We start from the raw sequence: 15,773 nt of genomic DNA on the forward strand, positions 1-15,773 counted from the left end.
AACGGGGCGCACCCACCCGGGCACGCCCCGCCCCGCTCACACCTGCGCCCGCCGCGGACTCGCCACCAGCGCACCCAGCGCGATCATCCCCACGCCCAGCAGCAGGTGCAGCCAGTTGTCCGCCGAGTTCAACGGCACGAAGTTCGCCGCGCTGTCATGCCCGATGAACAACCCGTACAGCCACAGCAGCAGGTAGATGATCCCGCCGCCGATCAGGAACGCCCGCGCCCCCGACAGCGTCCGCGCCATCGCCAACCCCGCCACACCGAACAGCAGGTGCACCAGGTTGTGCAGGATCGACACCTGGAACAGACCCAGCAGCAGCGCCCCCGACTCGTGCCCGGCGAAGCGCATCTCGTCGTAGTGCGTGGTGACGCCCGGGATGAACCCCAGGATCCCGACCAGCAGGAACACCACACCCACCGCCGCGGCCACCTGCTGGCCCGGGTGCCGGGCCCGCCGCGCTCCGGTCATACCGCCCATGACGACCTCCTCGAAGTGACCTTTCGCGGCGGATACCCCACCCGCAGAACGGACAACCCCACCGCGTCCACCCCCAGACCACCACAAGTCCCAGCACGCACTACCGCCAAGGCCCACCCCACCTCGACAGCCAGTTCCGCACCCGCCCCCAGCGGGAACGACCCAGCGAGGGCAGATCCCCGCACCCGCCAGCACGGCCTACCCCGGCAGCGGACCAGGCCACCCCGACAACGACAACCGCGACTCGAACCGCCGCCGCACCCCCGTCACCGGATCGTCGAACTCCACCGCCCGCGCCAGCAGCTGCAGGGGAGCCGAGAAGTCGTCCGGCGCCCGCTCCGCCACCACCGGATACAGGTCATCACCCACGATCGGCGCCCCCAACCCCGCCATGTGCACCCGCAGCTGGTGCGTCCGCCCCGTCTCCGGCGCCAACCCGAACAACCCCAGCTCCCCCCGACGCAGCACCGACACCACCCGCGTCACCGCGTTCACCGGCCCCGGCACCTCCCGCGCCGCATGCACCCCCCGCTCCTTCACGATCCGGCTCCGCACCACCGTCCCCACCGCAGGCGCCCCACCCGACACCCGCCCCACTGCCAGGTACTCCTTGCGCACCAACCGCCGCGCGAACAACTCCTGGTACGCCCCCCGCAGCTCCGGCCGCGCCACGAACACCACCACCCCCGCCGTCAACCGGTCCAACCGGTGCGCCGCCGCCAACCCCTCGATCCCCGCCAACCGCCGCGCCCGCACCAACGCCGTCTCCACCACATGCGAGCCCCGCGGGATCGTCGCCAGGAAATGCGGCTTGTCCACCACCACCAGGTTCTCGTCCTGGAACAGCACCGACACCTCGAACGGCACCGGAACCTCCACCGGCAACTCCCGGTGGAACCACACCGACCCACCCCGCACGAACGGCGCGTCGACCGCCAACGGCCCCGACTCCGACCACACCGCGCCCTCGGCGAACATCGCATCCACCCGCGCCGCAGGCACCGGCAACCGGTCCACCAGGTGATCCCGCACCGTCGCCCACCGCGTCGACACCGGCAACCGCACGCGCACCGCGTCCACACCGGCGCGCTGGGGGAGCGGCGAGCGCACCTTCCGCCGCATCTACTCCTCCACCAGCTCCGACAACACCCGATACGTCCGGTTCGACGCCGCCGCGGCCCGCCGCTGCGCCCCCGTGGCCTCAATGTAGTTCTGGCTGGTGTTCAACGACGCATGCCCCAGCAGCGCCATGATCTCCACCGCGTTGGCCCCGTCCTCGGCCAACCGCGTGGCGAACGTGTGCCGCAGCGCGTGCAGGTTCGCCCCCGCGGGCACCCGGTCGCGCAGCCCCGCCGCCCGGAAGCACGAGCGCACCAGGTAGTCCAGCGCCCCGCGGCCGATGCCCGCGCCGTCGGACCCCAGCACCAGCGGCGACTCCGGCCCGAACGCCGAGGCCGGGAACCGCCGCTCGCACGACTCCAGGTACGCCTCGACCACCCGCTCCAAGGGGGCCTCGATGGGGATGGAGCGCTCGCGGTTGGCCTTGCCGCGCACGAACAGCCGCCGCTCGCCCGGCCTGCCCACCACCGACGAGCGGCGCAGCTCCCGCATCTCCGCCGAGCGCAGCCCCGCCACCAGCCCCAGCGCCACCACCAGCAGGTCCCGCTCCGGCCAGGGCCGCCGCGCCCGGCGCGCGCCCGCGGCCGTGGCCGCCAGCAGCTCCTCCGGGGTGCCTTCGCCGCGCAGCGGCTTGGGGGAGAGGGGAGCGGGCTTCGGCCTGCCCACCGCGCCCATCGGGTTGCCCGCCACCAGCCCGTCGGCCACGCAGAACTGGAAGAACTGGTTCCACGTCGACCACGCCCGCGCCACCGAGCTGCGCGCGTGGTCGTCGGCGAAGGACCCGAACGCCGCCCGCAGCGCCGTCGCGTCCAACTGTGCCAGCTCGATCTCCTCGACCGCGGTGCCGAGCCCGTCGGCCAGGCGGGCGGCGACGCCGGCCAGGTCCCGGCGGTAGGCCGCGGTGGTGTGGGGGGAGTCCTTGCGCGGCTTGCGGGCCACGAAGAACGCCGTCTGCGCGTCGATCAACTTCACGCCCATCTGGATACCCCGTCCCACCGACACCGCGACGCCCGGCCCACCCCGCGATCACCCGGCTGAGCGTAACCGGTTCCATGCATAATGGCGGTTATGCATGATTCGCCACCGTGTGATGACCCCAGCCCGATTCGTCACGGTGACGAATCCATGGCTGCCGCGGGACGCGCTGCGCGGGGGAATCGATGCCCCACTCCGCGACCCTCCGCGCCCTAGGCGGCCCGCAGCCGCCGCCCGTGCCGACGCGGCGGGACTCGACGGCCGCAGCAGCGCGAGCGCGACGACTGGCTGAGCGATCCGCGCATGCCGACCTGGCCGTCGGATCGGCCCCTTCCGGCACGTTCGCGCCGGTCGGCCAAAGTTCGATAATCGACATTATGTTAAGTAAGTCGTCTGCAGCACCCCCCTGCTCGCCCTCGCCGAGCCGCTGGAGCCGTTGTTGTCATGGGCGGACAGCGCCGGAAAGCGATCATGGTGGGCGCGCGGGCGCCGTGGCTACCATCCGATCACTCGGAGGGAGCCGCCTGCATGGACCCCGTCATCGACACCTTCACCGGGATCAGCGCCCAGGCGCTCCGGTTCGCCCGGTTCCTGCGCGTCGTGGTCCGCCCGGTGTTCCGGTACAGCCCGCTGCACCCGGTGACGCTGCGGTTGGCCGTGGTCCTGGAGTGGGCGGCGTCGTTCGTCGTGCCGGTGACGCGCGGGACGGAGGTCGAGCGGGTGGACTTCCCCGGGTTCGGGGCCGAGTGGATCAGGCCGCCGGGCGCCGATCCGGAGAAGGTGCTCCTGTTCCTGCACGGTGGCGGGTTCTTCTGCTGCGGTCTGCGGACGCATCGGCGGTTGGCGGCGCGGATCGCCGAGCGGGCGGGGATGACGGCGTTGTCGGTGGCCTACCGGCAGTTGCCTGCCGCTCCCCTGTCGGTGTCGATGGCCGATGCGCACCTGGCCTACACGTGGTTGCTGGAGCGGGGGCATTCCGAGGTCGTGGTGGCGGGTGATTCCGCGGGTGGGTTCCTGGCGTTGACCACGGCGTTGGCGGCGCGTGACGGCGGTCAGCGGTTGCCTGCGGGGTTGGTGCTGCTCTCCCCCTTGGTCGAGCTGGACCACGTGGGCCGCGCCGAGCACCCGAATCTGGTGGGTGATGCGTATTTGCCTGCGCACCGGTTGCCGAAGCTGCGGCGGATGCTGCTGGCGGGGCTGGATGAGGACCCCTCCCCCGCGCGTCGGGATCTGTCGGGGTTGCCGCCGGTGCTGGTGCAGGCGGGGGGCGCGGAGGCGTTGCTCTACGACGCGCAGCTGCTGGCGGGGCGGCTGGCGGCGGCGGGGGTGCGGCATCGGTTGCAGGTGTGGGATGGGCAGGTGCACGTGTTCCAGGCGTTCGCGGGTCCGATCCCGGAGGGGCATGCGGCGTTGGATGAGGTGGGGGTGTTCGTGCGGTCGGTGGTGGGTTCAGGCGATGAGCCATTCGCTGTGGTTCTGGGTGGTGGCGGTGCGGGTGGTCGTGGTGGCGGGGGTGATGGTGAGGGTGTGGTCGAGGCGGGTGAGGCGTAAGCCGGTGAGGATGGCGCCGCCTGCGCGGACGACGAGGTGGCGGCCGCGGGCGTTGCAGGCGTGGTGGGCGCGGATGAGGGCGGCGGTGCTGGCCCAGCTGAGGTGGGTGACGTCGGTGAGGTCGGCGACGAGGTGGGTGGTGGGGTCGGTGCTGGTGGCGGCGTCGATGAGGGCGTCGTGCCAGGGGGCGTAGGTGGCCAGGTCGATGTGGCCTTGGGCGGCGACGGTGTGGATGGGGCCGCTGCGGTGGGTGGTGATGGCTAGGTGGCGGGTGCGGTGGGGGGCGAGGCGCAGCGGCACGGGGGTGGCCTTTCGGGTGGAGGTGGTTGTCGTGTCCTTGACCGCGGTGGGGTCGAAAAGGTTGCCGTGGGTTATTCGTTTGGGTGGGGTTGTGGGGGTGGGGTACTGATGGTGGGTGCGGGATCTGGTGGCGTTGCCGAAGGCGCATCTGCATGTGCACCTGGAGAGTTCGGTGCGGCCGTCGACGTTGGCGGAGTTGGCGGGCCGGTATGGGGTGGTGGTGCCGGGGGTGCCGGAGGGCGGGTTCTCGGGGTTCCGGGAGTTCGCGGACCGGGGGTCGGTGGTGCGGTCGTGCTTGCGGGAGCCGGAGGATTTCGCGCGGGTGGCGCGGGAGTTCTGCGCGGATGCTGCTGCGGATGGGGTGCGGTATGCGGAGGTGACGTTCTCGGCGGGGTCGCACGGGGAGCGGTTGGGGTCTGGGGTTGAGCCGTTGGCGGCGGTGGTGGCGGGGTTGGCCGAGGGGTCGGCGGAGCACGGGGTGGTGACGCGGTTGATCTTGGATCATTCGCGGCGGCGGTCGGTGGGGCGGTTGGCGGCGATGGTGGAGTGGGCGGTGCGGTTCCCGTCGGTGGTGGCGGTGGGGGTGGCCGCGCATGAGGAGTTCCCGTTGGCGCCGTTCGCGGGGGTGTTGGCGCAGGCGCGGGAGGCGGGGTTGGGGATGGTGCACCACGCCGGGGAGATGTCGGGGCCGGAGTCGGTGGTGGAGGCGTTGCGGGTGGGGTGTGCGGATCGGATCGGGCATGGGGTGTCGGTGGATGGGGCGGTGATGGCGGAGTTGCGGGAGCGGGGTGTTCCGGTGGAGGTGTGCGTGTCGTCGAATGTGGTCTTGGGGATGGTGTCGGGGTGGGGGGCTCATCCGTTGCCCCGGTTGGTGGAGGCGGGGGTTGCGGTGTCGGTGAATGTGGATGTGCCGGATGTGGTGGGGGTGTCGTTGAGCGGGGAGTTCGGGCGGTTGCGGGCGCGGTGGGGGTGGTCGGATGAGGTGGTGGCGGGGTTGTGCCGGTCGGCGGTGGTGGGGTCGTTCGCGCCGGCGGCGGTGAAGGAGCGGGTGTGCGGGGAGATCGAGGCGTGGTTGGCGGCCGGCGGGTAGCGGACCGTTGTTGTCCGCTGGGGGTGGGATGCTGGGGGCGTGTTGGAGACCTCGGCGCGGTTGTTGCGGTTGCTGTCGTTGCTGCAGACGCGGCGGGAGTGGTCGGGTGGGGAGTTGGCGGGCCGGTTGGGGGTGACGGACCGGACGGTGCGCCGGGATGTGGACAAGTTGCGGTCGTTGGGTTATCCGGTGCATTCGGCGGCGGGGACGGCGGGTGGGTACCGGTTGGGGGCGGGTGCGGCGTTGCCGCCGTTGTTGCTGGATGACGATGAGGCGGTTGCGGTGGCGGTGGGGTTGCGGACGGCGGCGGGTGGGTCGGTGTCGGGGATCGAGGAGACCTCGGTGCGGGCGTTGGCGAAGTTGGAGCAGGTGTTGCCGTCGCGGTTGCGGCATCGGGTGGCGGCGTTGCAGGCGGCGACGGTGGCGGTGCCGGGTCGGGGGCCGGTGGTGTCGGCGGAGGTGTTGTCGGTGATCGCGGGGGCGTGTCGGGACCAGGTGCGGTTGCGGTTCGACTACCGGGCTCATGGGGGTGGTGAGTCGGTGCGGGAGGTGGAGCCGTTGAAGCTGGTGCATGCGGGTCGGCGTTGGTATTTGGTGGGGTTCGACGTGGATCGGGATGACTGGCGGACGTTCCGGGTGGATCGGGTGTCGCCGCGGGTGCCGCTGGGGCCGCGGTTCGAGCCGCGGACGCCGCCGGATGCCGATATCGCCGCGTACACGGCGTTCGGGGTGACGAATCGGGCGTTCCGGCATCAGGTGGTGTTGCGGTTGCTGGTGCCGGTGGAGCGGGCGGCGGAGGTGGCGGCGGCGGTGACGGGGGTGGTGGAGCCGGTGGACGAGGGCAGCTGCCTGTTGCGGATCGGGGCGAATGCGCTGGAGGAGTTGGCGGTGTGGGTGTGGTTCATCGGGTGTGAGTTCGAGGTGGTGGAGCCGCCGGAGCTGGTGGATCGGATGCGGGAGTTGGCCGAGCGCATCCGGCGGACGTGCGACCGCTCGTAGGGGTGTCACTCGATCGGCGGTATGGGGCGTGAGAGCCTGTGGGTGATGACGTGTTCCGCTGTGTCGATGATGGCCGCCGAGAATCCGGCGGGGACGGCGGCTGTGGCCGCGACGTGGTTGTGCGTTGAGCAGCCGGGCCCGTGGGGCGCTGAGGCGTTGACGGGTTCGCACCTGGATCCGGGGTTGGGTGCGGAGCTGGCGGCGCGGGTGGCGGGGACGGGGGTGCGGGTGGTGCTGGTGCGCCGTCCCGGCCCGCATGCGGATCGGCATCGGCCGCTCCCCCGCCGGGTGTTCCTGGCGCACACGGCGCCGGGGCGCTCGTTCGTGCGGTCGGCGACGCTCAACGATCCCAAGGAGCTGCTGGATCTGGATTTCGCGGCGGCGGGGGCGGGCAGCCCGGCGGGGTTCGGCGCGCCTGCGGAGGGCCGGTTGCTGCTGGTGTGCACGAATGGGCGCCGGGATGTGTGCTGCGCGGTGCTGGGGCGTCCTGCGGCGGCGGCGTTGGCCGCGGTGCACGGGGAGCAGGTGTGGGAGGCGACGCATCTGGGTGGTCACCGGTTCGCGCCGACGGCGTTGGTGCTGCCGACGGGGTATGCGTATGCGCGGGTGGATGAGGCGGTGGGGGCGGCGTTGCTGCGGGAGCCGGGGGTGGTGCTGGCGGGGTGCCGGGGTCGGTCGACGTGGTCGGCTCCGGGGCAGGCGGCGGAGTTGGCGGTGCGGGAGCTGACGCACACGTTGGATCCGGATGTGCTGGTGGTGCGGGAGCCGGAGCGGGTGGAGGGCGAGTGGCGGGTGGTGGTGGCCCATGAGGATGGTCGGGCGTGGCGGGTGACGGTGGCCGAGGTGGTGGGCGCGCCGCGGGCGGTCAGCTGCGGGGCGGCGGCGAAGGCGGTGGTGGAGCACGTGGTGACGCGCATCGATTAGCTACGGTCGCGGCATGGAGTTGAGCCGCGCCCAGGTTCTGGCGCATCGCATCGCCCGTCATGGCCTGCACCGGGAGGTCGGTGCGGTGGTGGGGTTGGGGGTGCTGGATCTGGGGGTGCAGGATTCGGCGGCGGGTGCGCGGGTGGCGTTGGCGGCGCGGTTGCCGGATGTGGTGGGGGTGTTGCCGCCGGAGGTGGTGCTGGTGTGGGCGCAGCGGGGTGCTCCGCACCTGGTGCGGCGGGGGGATGTGGCGGGGTTGGCGGGGGCGTTGTACCCGCGGGGTGATGCGGATGCGGCGGCGCGGTTGGGCACGGTGTCGGCGCGGTCGTTGCGGGCGGGTGGGGTGTCGGCTGCGGAGGGGTTCGCGGTGGGGGCGGCGGCGTTGCGGGCGGTGGTGGATGGGGAGAAGCCGCGGGCGCAGGTGAGCGCGGAGATGACGGCGCTGCTGCCGCCTGCCTATTCCTATGACTGCCGTGCGTGCGGGAGCACGCATGTGTTCGGCAGCTTGTTCCAGCTGGTGGGGATCGCCGCGGGGGTGGAGGTGGTGCCGGAGACGCGGCCTGCGCGGTTGCGGCCGCTGCCGGACCGGCATCCGCTGCCTACGGTGGCGTCGGATCCGGGTGGGCTGGTGGCGGCGTATCTGCGGTTGCACGGCCCGGCCTCCCCCGCGGATCTGGCCGGGTTCCTCGGCACCACGCGGGCGGTGGCGGTGTCGATGTGGCCGGGTGATCTGGTGGCGGTGACGGTGGAGGGGCGGCCTGCGCAGCTGCCTGCGGCGGATGTGGACGCGGTGCGGGCGGCGCCGGATGCGCGGGAGCTGGTGCGGTTGCTGCCGCCTGCGGACCCGCTGCTGCAGGGCCGGGACCGGGAGGTGCTGGTGCCGGACGCGGCGCGGCGCAAGCAGGTGTGGCGGGCGATCGGCAGCCCGGGGGTGCTGCTGGCCGAGGGAGAGGTGGCCGGGACCTGGCGCACGCGGGTGCCGGGGGCTCGGCTGGAGGTGGCGGTGGAGCTGTTCTCCCCCATCGGCGCGGCGGCGCGGGGGCTGATCGGGGTGGAGGCCGACCGGGTGGCGCGGGCGCGGGGGTTGCGGGAGGCGCGGGTCACCCTCGACAACCAGATCTTGGACATGTAGTGTCCAGGTTATGCGGATGAGCGAGGGCGTGGAGTGGGCGTTGCACACCTGCACCAACCTCGCCTGGGTCGAGCCGGGTGATGCGGTGCCCGCCGCGCGCTTGGCCGCGGCCTTCAACCTGCCCGCCGCCTACCTCAACAAGCAGTTGCAGGCGCTGACCCGCGCCGGGATCCTCACCTCGACCTCTGGGCCGCGGGGCGGGTTCCGGCTGGCCAAGCCCGCCGCGTCGATCAGCGTGCTGGACGTGGTGGTGGCCATCGAGGGCCCCGAGGAGGCGTTCCGGTGCACGCGCATCGTGGCCGACTCCCCCTTCGGCGACCCGGCCGTGGACTACCGGGTCACCTGCCCGGTGTCGCAGGCGATGCGGCGCGGGGAGCTGGCGTGGCGGCGGGAGCTGGCCGGGCAGTCCATCGCCGACCTGATCGCCACCGTGGAGCGGCGCAACCCCGGCACCGGCGAGCGGTTACGCCAGTGGCTGACCGCGGCGCGGGCCTGAGTTTTCGATGAATTCTGGATATCGCATACCCTGAATGGAGAAGATCATGCAGCGGATGAACGTCGCGGCCGTGGCCCCCGAGGCCTACCGGGCGATGCTGGCGCTGGAGAAGTACCTGGCCGCCAGCCCCCTGCCCAAGTCCACCTTCGAGCTGGTGAAGCTGCGCGCCAGCCAGATCAACGGCTGCGCCTACTGCGTGGACATGCACTCCCACGACGCCAAGGCGGGCGGCGAGACCGACGAGCGCCTCTACGCGGTGGCGGTGTGGCGGGAGGCGCCGTTCTTCACCCCGGCCGAGCGGGCCGCGCTGGCCTTCACCGAGGCCGCGACCCGCCTGGCCGACCACGGCCGGGGCGTGCCGCAGGAGGTGTGGGACGAGGCCGCCGAGCACTTCGACGAGCAGACCATGGCCGCGCTGGTGGTGGCGGTGTCGACCATCAACGCCTGGAACCGCATCGCGGTCTCCACCGGCGCGGTGGCCGGGTCGCACCGCAAGTAGCGCGCTAGGGCCGCGGTGGGCCGAGCACCGCGGCCACCATGCGGCGCACCTGGTCGCGCTCGGGCGGGCCGTCGGCGAAGGACAGGTGCGCGCTGCCGATCAGCGTTGGGGCCAGGGTCGCCACGTCGGCGTCGGGGTCGACCCGGCCCAGGTCGCGCTCGCGGGCGAGGTAGTCGGCGAGCAGGGCGGCGGCCTCGGTCAGCAGCGGGATGCCGGTCGGGGTGGTGCGGCGCAGGCGGGCGCGCAGCTCGTCGCGGACGATGACCAGCCCGACGATCCCGGCGGCGACCGAGGCGAACAGCTCGGTGAGCGCGTCGGTGACGTTGTCGACCACGGTGGCCGTGCCCGCGCGCTCCAGCAGGGCCTCCCCGCGTTCGCGCAGGGCGGCGATGCGGTCGGTGACCAGGTCGGCGAGGAAGGCGTCGAAGTCGGCGAAGTGCTTGTGCAGCACGCCTTTGGCGCAGCCCGCCTCGGCGGTGACCGCGCGGCTGGTCAGCGCGGCGGGGCCGCCGCGCAGCAGGACGCGCTCGGCGGCGTCGAACAGCTGGGTGCGCGCGTCGCGCAGGTGGATCCCGGTGGGCAACGGCAGCGTCCCCCTGGCACTAGTGGGCACGTGCCCACTAGTGTGGGCGCATGCCCACTCTAGCCGGGGAGCCGCACCGCCAGCGCGGCATGGCCGAGTCCTTCGGGGTCGACCCCGCCCGCTACGACCGCACCCGCCCGCCCTACCCCGCCGCCCTGGTCGAGCCGATCGCCGCGGCCGCCCGCTCGGTGCTCGACGTGGGCTGCGGCACCGGCATCCTGGCCCGCCAGCTCGCCGCCGCCGGGTGCGCGGTGCTGGGGGTGGAGCCCGACGAGCGGATGGCCGCCTTCGCCCGCGGCTCGGGCGTGGCGGTGGAGGTGGCCGCGTTCGAGCGGTGGCGGCCGCGCGGGCGGGTCTTCGACGCCGTGGTCGCCGGGCAGGCGTGGCACTGGGTCGACCCGGTCGCCGGGGCGGCCGCCGCGGCGGCGGTGCTGCGCCCGGGCGGGCTGTTCACCGCCCTGTGGCACGTGCCCGCTCCCCCGCCGCAGGTCGGCGCCGCGCTGTCCACCGCGCTGCGCGCCCTGCCGCCGGGGTCGGTGCCGCTCATCCCGCCGCCCTCCGGCGGCGGGGACCAGCGCGCTTTGGCCGACCTGGCCGCCGACGGCCTGCGCGCCGCGGGCGGCTTCACCGAGCCCGAGGTGCACCGGCACGACTGGCAGCGCGCCTACACCCGCGCCGAGTGGCTCGATCAGCTGCCCACCAGCGGCATCCTCACCCGCCTGCCGCCCGAGGCGCTCGCCGCGGTCCTGGCCGAGGTGGGCGCGGCCATCGACAGCCTCGGCGGCGCGGTCGAGGTGCGCTACGGCACCGTCGCCGTCACCGCCCGCCGCACCCAGCCCCCGGCCTAGCGCACGGTCAGGCTTGCTCGGGCTCGACCCGGGCGGGCGGGGCGGCGGGGGCGGTCGACGGGCCCACGCGCGGGACCGACAGCGGGCTCTCGACCTCCTTGCGCGCCACCTCCTCCGCGGCGCGCACCGCCTCGGCCACCTTCGGGTCGGTGGAGGTGTCGAACCAGCCGCGCACGGACTCCTCGTCCTCCTCCGGGGCGGTGGCGGGCACGTCGGCGGGCGGCTCGTAGCGGAAGACGCCGTCCTCGCCGGGGGCGCCGAGCATGCGGGCGAAGCCCTCCAGGGCCTTGCCGTAGTCGGAGGGGATCAGCCACACCTTGTTCGCGTCGCCCTGGGCCATCGTCGGCAGGGTCTGCAGGTACTGGTAGGCCAGCACCTCCGGCGAGGGGCGGGCGGCCTTGACCTTCTCGATCGCCTTGGCCTGGCCCTGGGCCTGCAGGTAGCGGGCGGCCCGGTCGCCCTGGGCGCGCAGGATGCGCGACTGGCGCTCGGCCTCGGCGGCCAGGATCGCCGCCTGCTTGGCGCCCTCGGCGGCCAGGATCTGCGACTGCTTCTGGCCCTCGGCGGTCTTGATCGCCGACTCCCGCTGGCCCTCGGCGGTGAGGATCATGGCGCGCTTCTCCCGGTCGGCGCGCATCTGCTTCTCCATGGAGTCCTGGATGGACGGCGGCGGGTCGATCGCCTTGAGCTCCACCCGGGCCACCCGGATGCCCCAGCGGCCGGTCTCCATGTCCAGCACGCCGCGCAGCTGCTGGTTGATGTTGTCGCGGGAGGTCAGCGTCTGCTCCAGGCTCATCCCGCCCACGACGTTGCGCAGCGTGGTGGTGGTCAGCTGCTCCACGGCGACGATGTAGTTGGAGATCTCGTAGACCGCCGAGCGCGAGTCGGTGACCTGGAAGTAGACGACGGTGTCGATGCGCACGGTCAGGTTGTCCTGGGTGATCACCGGCTGCGGCGGGAAGGACACCACCTGCTCGCGCATGTCGATGCGGGCGCGCACCTTGTCCAGGAAGGGGACCAGGAAGTTCAGGCCGGGCTGGCCCACGGTCTTGAAGCGGCCCAGCCGCTCGATCACCGCCGTCTGCGCCTGCGGGATCACCAGCACGGCCTTCACCAGCACGATCACCACGAACAACGCCGCCACGATCGCGACGATCAGTCCCACGTCCACTGCTCAGTCCTTCCCTGGGAGGGCGTCGTGGGCGTAGACCACCGCCGTCGCCCCTTGGATCTCCACGACGGTCACCGCGGTGCCCGGCGCCAGCACCTGCCGGTCGTCGAGGGCGCGGGCCGACCAGTCGCCGCCGCGCAGCCGCACCGTACCGCCGTTGCTGTCCACCGTCTCGGTGACCAGCGCGGTCTCGCCGATGAGCGCGGCGACGTTGTCGGCGGTCAGCCTGGCCTGCCACCGCCGCTTCACCGAGGGCCGCACCCCGGCCAGCAGGCCCAGCGAGACCGCGGCGAACACCGCCGCGGAGACCACCGGCAGCCCGAACACCGCCTCGGCCCCGGCCCCGGCCAGCGCGGCCGCGCCGAGCATGACCAGCACGAAGTCGCCGGAGAGCACCTCGGCGACGATCAGCACGATGCCTGCGATGAGCCAGATCAGCGCCGCCATAGCGCCCATCCTCGCATCAACCGGACCCGCGCAGCCGCGGAACGGTCAAGATCACGACGCGGTCACGAAGTCGATCAAGCGCTCGACCGCCCCCACCAGCGGCGGCTCCAGGTCCCGGAACCCTGAGACCGCCGCCCGCACCCGCCGCCACCCCTGGGCCGCGTCGCCCCAGCCCAGCGCCGCGCACACCCCGTCCTTCCACGCCACCCCGCGCGGCACCGACGGCCACTGCGGGATGCCCACCACCGCGGGTTTGACCGCCTGCCAGATGTCGACGTAGGGGTGCCCGGTCACCAGCACGTGCTCCCCCGCCACCGCCGCGGCCACCCGCGACTCCTTGCTCCCGGCCACCAGGTGGTCGACCAGCACCCCCAGCCGCCTGCCCGGCCCCGGCCCGAACGCCGCCACCGCCTCCGCCAGGTGGTCCACCCCGTCGAGGGGCTCGACCACCACGCCCTCCACCCGCAGGTCGTGGCCCCACACCAGCTCCACCAGCTCGGCGTCGTGCACCCCCTCCACCCAGATGCGGCTGGCCGCGGCCGTGCGCGCCCGCAGCCCCTCCACCCGCACCGAGCCCGACGCCGACAACCGGCGCGCCGGGGCGGCGGGCGCGGCGGCCGGGCGCACCAGCGTCACCGGCCGCCCCTCCAGCAGGAACCCGGCCGGGACCATCGGGAACACCCGGTGGCGGCCGTGGCGGTCCTCCAGTACCACCGCGTCGTGGCGGGCGGTGCCGCGCTCGACCCGCACCACCGCCCCGCAGAACCCCGACCCCGGCTCCTCCACCACCACGCCAGGGTCCGCGGGCACCTCCGGCACCGCCCGCCGCGGCCGCCCGCCCAGCACATCCCCGTACTCCTGTGATCGCACCCGGCCAAGGTAGCCACCGCCCGCCGCGCCCACCGGCCGCGCCACGCCGGGGTGAAAATTCCGCGCCGCGGGCGTCGGAGCGGGCCTGCCCCGCACGACTATGGGGTGTGCGCAGGCAACCCCGGGCGCGCCCGGATCCCGCGGTGGCGCTGCTCGAGCTCTACGAGCAGGCGCTGCCGCACGTCTACGGCTACCTGCTGGCCCGCGTCGGGGAGACCGCGCTGGCCGAGGACCTCACCGCCGAGACGTTCCTGGCCGCGGTCACCGCCGCCCGCAAGCCCGACGCCGAGCCGGTCACGGTGCCGTGGCTGATCGGCGTGGCCCGGCACAAGCTCGCCGACCACTGGCGGCGCGTCGCCCGCGAGCGCAGACCCGTGCCCGAGGACCCGCCGCCGGAGGAGGACCCGTGGGAGGTGCGCCTGGACGTGCTGCTGGCCCGCCAGACGCTGGCCGCCCTGGGCCCGCACCACCGCGCGGCGCTGACCCTGCGCTACCTCGACGGGCTGGGGGTGCCCGAGGTGGCCGAGTGCCTGGGCCGCACCGTGCACGCCACCGAGGCGCTGCTGGTGCGCGCCCGCGCCGCGTTCCGTCGCGCCTACCCCGATGGAGGGCAGCCGTGAGCGACCCCCGCGACCCGCTGGCCGCCCTGCGCGCCCTGGACACCCCCGCCGACCCGGACCCCGGCTTCGCCGCCGAGCTGCGGCAGCGCCTGCGCCGCGCCGTCCTGACCTGGAAGGAGACCACCGTGACCCAGACCGCCGCCCCCGCAGCGGGCCCCGCGATCAGCCCCTACATCGTCGTCGCCGACGCCGCGGCCGCCCTGGACTTCTACGCCGCCGCCTTCGCCGCCGAGCGCCGCGGCGAGCCCGTCGTGATGCCCGACGGGGCCATCGGCCACGCCGAGCTGACCGTCGGCGACGCGGTGCTGATGCTGGCCGACGCCGCCGCGGCCGGGGACACCCCCGTCGCCGCGCCCGTCCCCGGCCAGCCCGCCGCGCACACCCTGCACCTGCGGGTGCCCGACGTCGACGCCGCCTTCGCCCGCGCGATCCGGGCGGGCGCGCGGGCCGAGCGCGAGCCCGCCGACTACCCCTACGGGCGCCTGGCGGTGCTGGTCGACCCGTTCGGGCACCGGTGGATGCTGGCCGCCCACCCGGCGGCCCCCCGCCCCGGCGACGTCGGCTACGTCACCAAGGTCGTCGGCGACGCCGAGCTCGCCCGCGACTTCTACGGCGCGGTGCTCGGCTGGACGTTCAGCCCCGGCTCGGTCGAGGGCGGCTGGCAGGTCGACGGCCGCCAGGTCGGGCTGTGGGCGGGCACCGGCGCCCCGCCGCGGGTGGACCTGTGCTTCCGGGTGGCCGACATCGACGCCGCGCTGCGGGCGGTGCGCGAGCACGGCGGCACCGCGGGCGCGGTCGAGGACAAGCCCTACGGGCGCTTCGCCGACTGCGTGGACCCGGAGGGCGCGGCCTTCCAGCTGTGGCAGCCCTAGAACGCGGGCCAGGGGATCGGGCGGCCCGCGGGGTCGGGGACGGGGAAGACCGGGGCGGCCAGCAGCCGCCCCACCCGCCCGCGCAGCGCCTTGACCTCGCGCAGCGTCAGGTGCTCGCCGACCTCCTCGGCGAAGTCGGTGTCCAGGGCCGACTTGAGGCGGGCCAGGTGGTCGAGCAGGTCGGCGGGCAGCGGCTCGCCCGCCCACCCCCACAGCACGGTGCGCAGCTTGGGCTCCTGGTGCAGGCAGATGCCGTGGTCGACGCCGTAGACGCCGCCGTCGGCGCCGTGCAGCACGTGCCCGCCCTTGCGGTCGGCGTTGTTGAGCACCACGTCCAGCGCCGCCAGCCGCGCCACCCCGGCGTCCCCGGAGTGCACCAGCACCGCCGGGTCGCCGTGGTGGTCGCGGGCGTGCAGCACCGCCCGCCAGCCCGCGGGCACCTGCTCGGGGGCGACCAGGTCGACCAGCTCGTCGCCGTCCTTGGTGTCCACCCACAGCTGCACCATGCCCGGCCCGAGCGGCCCGTCGCGCAGCACCGTCGGCGGGATCAGCGCCAGCCCCGCCGCGCGGGCGAGCAGGTAGGCGGCGACCTCGCGCCCGGCCAGCGTGCCGTCGGGGAAGTCCCACAGCGGCCGCTCGCCGCGCACCGGCTTGTAGACGCAGCGGGCGCTCACCCCGTCGAGGGTGATGCCGCAGAACAGGGTGACGTTGGAGGCGTCGACCAGGCGGCCTTCGATGTCCAGCTCGCCTGCCTGCAGGAACGCCTCGGCGTGCGGGTCGGTCGGTAACACCGG

19 protein-coding genes are annotated in these 15,773 nt (G+C 74.1%); 10 read left to right on the forward strand and 9 right to left on the reverse strand.

Features of this window, described 5'->3' with window-relative positions:
• Nucleotides 1-36 precede the first annotated feature (36 nt).
• The 3 genes from ACWEPX_RS00880 to ACWEPX_RS00890 all read right to left on the reverse strand — a co-directional run bounded on the left by ACWEPX_RS00880 (nt 37) and on the right by ACWEPX_RS00890 (nt 2,580).
• On the reverse strand, nt 37-474 hold the full coding sequence (locus ACWEPX_RS00880) for a DUF4383 domain-containing protein (RefSeq protein ID WP_451895258.1): 438 nt from the start codon (nt 472-474) through the stop codon (nt 37-39).
• 207 nt (nt 475-681) lie between these two features.
• Nucleotides 682-1,605, reverse strand: a complete 924-nt coding sequence (locus tag ACWEPX_RS00885; protein ID WP_451894975.1) for a pseudouridine synthase — start codon at nt 1,603-1,605, stop codon at nt 682-684.
• A complete protein-coding gene (locus tag ACWEPX_RS00890) occupies nt 1,606-2,580 on the reverse strand; it encodes a tyrosine-type recombinase/integrase (RefSeq protein WP_451894976.1) in 975 nt (324 codons plus the stop codon). It lies immediately after the preceding gene.
• Between the two features lie 525 nt (nt 2,581-3,105).
• Between ACWEPX_RS00890 and ACWEPX_RS00895 the strand changes: the two genes are divergently transcribed.
• A complete protein-coding gene (locus ACWEPX_RS00895; protein ID WP_451894977.1) occupies nt 3,106-4,128 on the forward strand; it encodes an alpha/beta hydrolase in 1,023 nt (340 codons plus the stop codon).
• On the opposite strand, the gene ACWEPX_RS00900 is transcribed toward ACWEPX_RS00895, so the two are convergent.
• Nucleotides 4,027-4,428, reverse strand: a complete 402-nt coding sequence (locus ACWEPX_RS00900; RefSeq protein WP_451894978.1) for an STAS domain-containing protein — start codon at nt 4,426-4,428, stop codon at nt 4,027-4,029. The genes ACWEPX_RS00895 and ACWEPX_RS00900 overlap by 102 nt on opposite strands.
• A 115-nt stretch (nt 4,429-4,543) precedes the next feature.
• On the opposite strand from ACWEPX_RS00900, the gene add reads away from it, so the two are divergent.
• Genes add through ACWEPX_RS00930 form a run of 6 tightly spaced genes read left to right on the forward strand, consistent with a single transcriptional unit; the run spans nt 4,544 to nt 9,568 of the window.
• Entirely contained in the window at nt 4,544-5,518 is a 975-nt protein-coding gene (gene add / locus ACWEPX_RS00905; protein WP_451894979.1) for an adenosine deaminase, read from the forward strand.
• Between the two features lie 39 nt (nt 5,519-5,557).
• Nucleotides 5,558-6,517 (forward strand): helix-turn-helix transcriptional regulator, encoded by a 960-nt coding sequence (locus tag ACWEPX_RS00910; protein WP_451894980.1) that lies wholly within the window; start codon nt 5,558-5,560, stop codon nt 6,515-6,517.
• A gap of 45 nt (nt 6,518-6,562) precedes the next feature.
• Nucleotides 6,563-7,441: a sucrase ferredoxin gene (locus ACWEPX_RS00915; RefSeq protein WP_451894981.1), complete on the forward strand. Its 879-nt coding sequence runs from the start codon at nt 6,563-6,565 to the stop codon at nt 7,439-7,441.
• 13 nt (nt 7,442-7,454) lie between these two features.
• Nucleotides 7,455-8,573 (forward strand): DNA glycosylase AlkZ-like family protein, encoded by a 1,119-nt coding sequence (locus ACWEPX_RS00920; RefSeq protein WP_451894982.1) that lies wholly within the window; start codon nt 7,455-7,457, stop codon nt 8,571-8,573.
• 16 nt (nt 8,574-8,589) lie between these two features.
• A complete protein-coding gene (locus ACWEPX_RS00925; protein ID WP_451894983.1) occupies nt 8,590-9,069 on the forward strand; it encodes an RrF2 family transcriptional regulator in 480 nt (159 codons plus the stop codon).
• Nucleotides 9,070-9,103: 34 nt separating this feature from the next.
• The gene (locus tag ACWEPX_RS00930) at nt 9,104-9,568 is read left to right on the forward strand and encodes a carboxymuconolactone decarboxylase family protein (protein WP_451894984.1); all 465 of its coding nucleotides are present in this window, start codon (nt 9,104-9,106) and stop codon (nt 9,566-9,568) included.
• A 4-nt stretch (nt 9,569-9,572) separates the two neighbouring features.
• Here ACWEPX_RS00930 and ACWEPX_RS00935 read toward each other — a convergent pair whose 3' ends face one another.
• Complete coding sequence (locus ACWEPX_RS00935) at nt 9,573-10,151, reverse strand: TetR/AcrR family transcriptional regulator (RefSeq protein ID WP_451894985.1); 579 nt, start codon at nt 10,149-10,151, stop codon at nt 9,573-9,575.
• A 50-nt stretch (nt 10,152-10,201) separates the two neighbouring features.
• On the opposite strand from ACWEPX_RS00935, the gene ACWEPX_RS00940 reads away from it, so the two are divergent.
• Complete coding sequence (locus ACWEPX_RS00940) at nt 10,202-10,999, forward strand: class I SAM-dependent methyltransferase (protein ID WP_451894986.1); 798 nt, start codon at nt 10,202-10,204, stop codon at nt 10,997-10,999.
• A gap of 7 nt (nt 11,000-11,006) precedes the next feature.
• On the opposite strand, the gene ACWEPX_RS00945 is transcribed toward ACWEPX_RS00940, so the two are convergent.
• Genes ACWEPX_RS00945 through ACWEPX_RS00955 form a run of 3 tightly spaced genes read right to left on the reverse strand, consistent with a single transcriptional unit; the run spans nt 11,007 to nt 13,487 of the window.
• A complete protein-coding gene (locus ACWEPX_RS00945; RefSeq protein WP_451895259.1) occupies nt 11,007-12,164 on the reverse strand; it encodes an SPFH domain-containing protein in 1,158 nt (385 codons plus the stop codon).
• Nucleotides 12,165-12,173: 9 nt separating this feature from the next.
• Complete coding sequence (locus tag ACWEPX_RS00950) at nt 12,174-12,617, reverse strand: NfeD family protein (protein WP_451894987.1); 444 nt, start codon at nt 12,615-12,617, stop codon at nt 12,174-12,176.
• 51 nt (nt 12,618-12,668) lie between these two features.
• A complete protein-coding gene (locus tag ACWEPX_RS00955; RefSeq protein ID WP_451894988.1) occupies nt 12,669-13,487 on the reverse strand; it encodes a DUF3097 domain-containing protein in 819 nt (272 codons plus the stop codon).
• A 143-nt stretch (nt 13,488-13,630) separates the two neighbouring features.
• On the opposite strand from ACWEPX_RS00955, the gene ACWEPX_RS00960 reads away from it, so the two are divergent.
• Both ACWEPX_RS00960 and ACWEPX_RS00965 read left to right on the forward strand, forming a co-directional pair.
• Nucleotides 13,631-14,107 (forward strand): RNA polymerase sigma factor, encoded by a 477-nt coding sequence (locus tag ACWEPX_RS00960; protein ID WP_451894989.1) that lies wholly within the window; start codon nt 13,631-13,633, stop codon nt 14,105-14,107.
• Entirely contained in the window at nt 14,104-14,979 is an 876-nt protein-coding gene (locus ACWEPX_RS00965; protein ID WP_451894990.1) for a VOC family protein, read from the forward strand. The genes ACWEPX_RS00960 and ACWEPX_RS00965 overlap by 4 nt, the downstream gene beginning before the upstream one ends.
• Here the strand turns inward: ACWEPX_RS00965 and ACWEPX_RS00970 are convergent.
• Entirely contained in the window at nt 14,976-15,770 is a 795-nt protein-coding gene (locus tag ACWEPX_RS00970) for an SCO1664 family protein (RefSeq protein WP_451894991.1), read from the reverse strand. The genes ACWEPX_RS00965 and ACWEPX_RS00970 overlap by 4 nt on opposite strands.
• Between the last annotated feature and the right edge of the window lie 3 nt (nt 15,771-15,773).

The sequence above is a fragment of the Actinokineospora sp. NPDC004072 genome (genome assembly GCF_053604195.1).

Coding starts and splice junctions, on each gene's coding strand:
- ACWEPX_RS00895 (WP_451894977.1), top strand. CDS start 3,106: ATGGACCCCGTCATCGACACCTTCACCGGGATCAGCGCCCAGGCGCTC.
- ACWEPX_RS00940 (WP_451894986.1), top strand. CDS start 10,202: ATGCCCACTCTAGCCGGGGAGCCGCACCGCCAGCGCGGCATGGCCGAG.
- ACWEPX_RS00925 (WP_451894983.1), top strand. CDS start 8,590: ATGAGCGAGGGCGTGGAGTGGGCGTTGCACACCTGCACCAACCTCGCC.
- ACWEPX_RS00885 (WP_451894975.1), bottom strand. CDS start 1,605: ATGCGGCGGAAGGTGCGCTCGCCGCTCCCCCAGCGCGCCGGTGTGGAC.
- ACWEPX_RS00890 (WP_451894976.1), bottom strand. CDS start 2,580: ATGGGCGTGAAGTTGATCGACGCGCAGACGGCGTTCTTCGTGGCCCGC.
- ACWEPX_RS00920 (WP_451894982.1), top strand. CDS start 7,455: ATGGAGTTGAGCCGCGCCCAGGTTCTGGCGCATCGCATCGCCCGTCAT.
- ACWEPX_RS00880 (WP_451895258.1), bottom strand. CDS start 474: ATGACCGGAGCGCGGCGGGCCCGGCACCCGGGCCAGCAGGTGGCCGCG.
- ACWEPX_RS00930 (WP_451894984.1), top strand. CDS start 9,104: ATGGAGAAGATCATGCAGCGGATGAACGTCGCGGCCGTGGCCCCCGAG.
- ACWEPX_RS00950 (WP_451894987.1), bottom strand. CDS start 12,617: ATGGCGGCGCTGATCTGGCTCATCGCAGGCATCGTGCTGATCGTCGCC.
- ACWEPX_RS00915 (WP_451894981.1), top strand. CDS start 6,563: ATGACGTGTTCCGCTGTGTCGATGATGGCCGCCGAGAATCCGGCGGGG.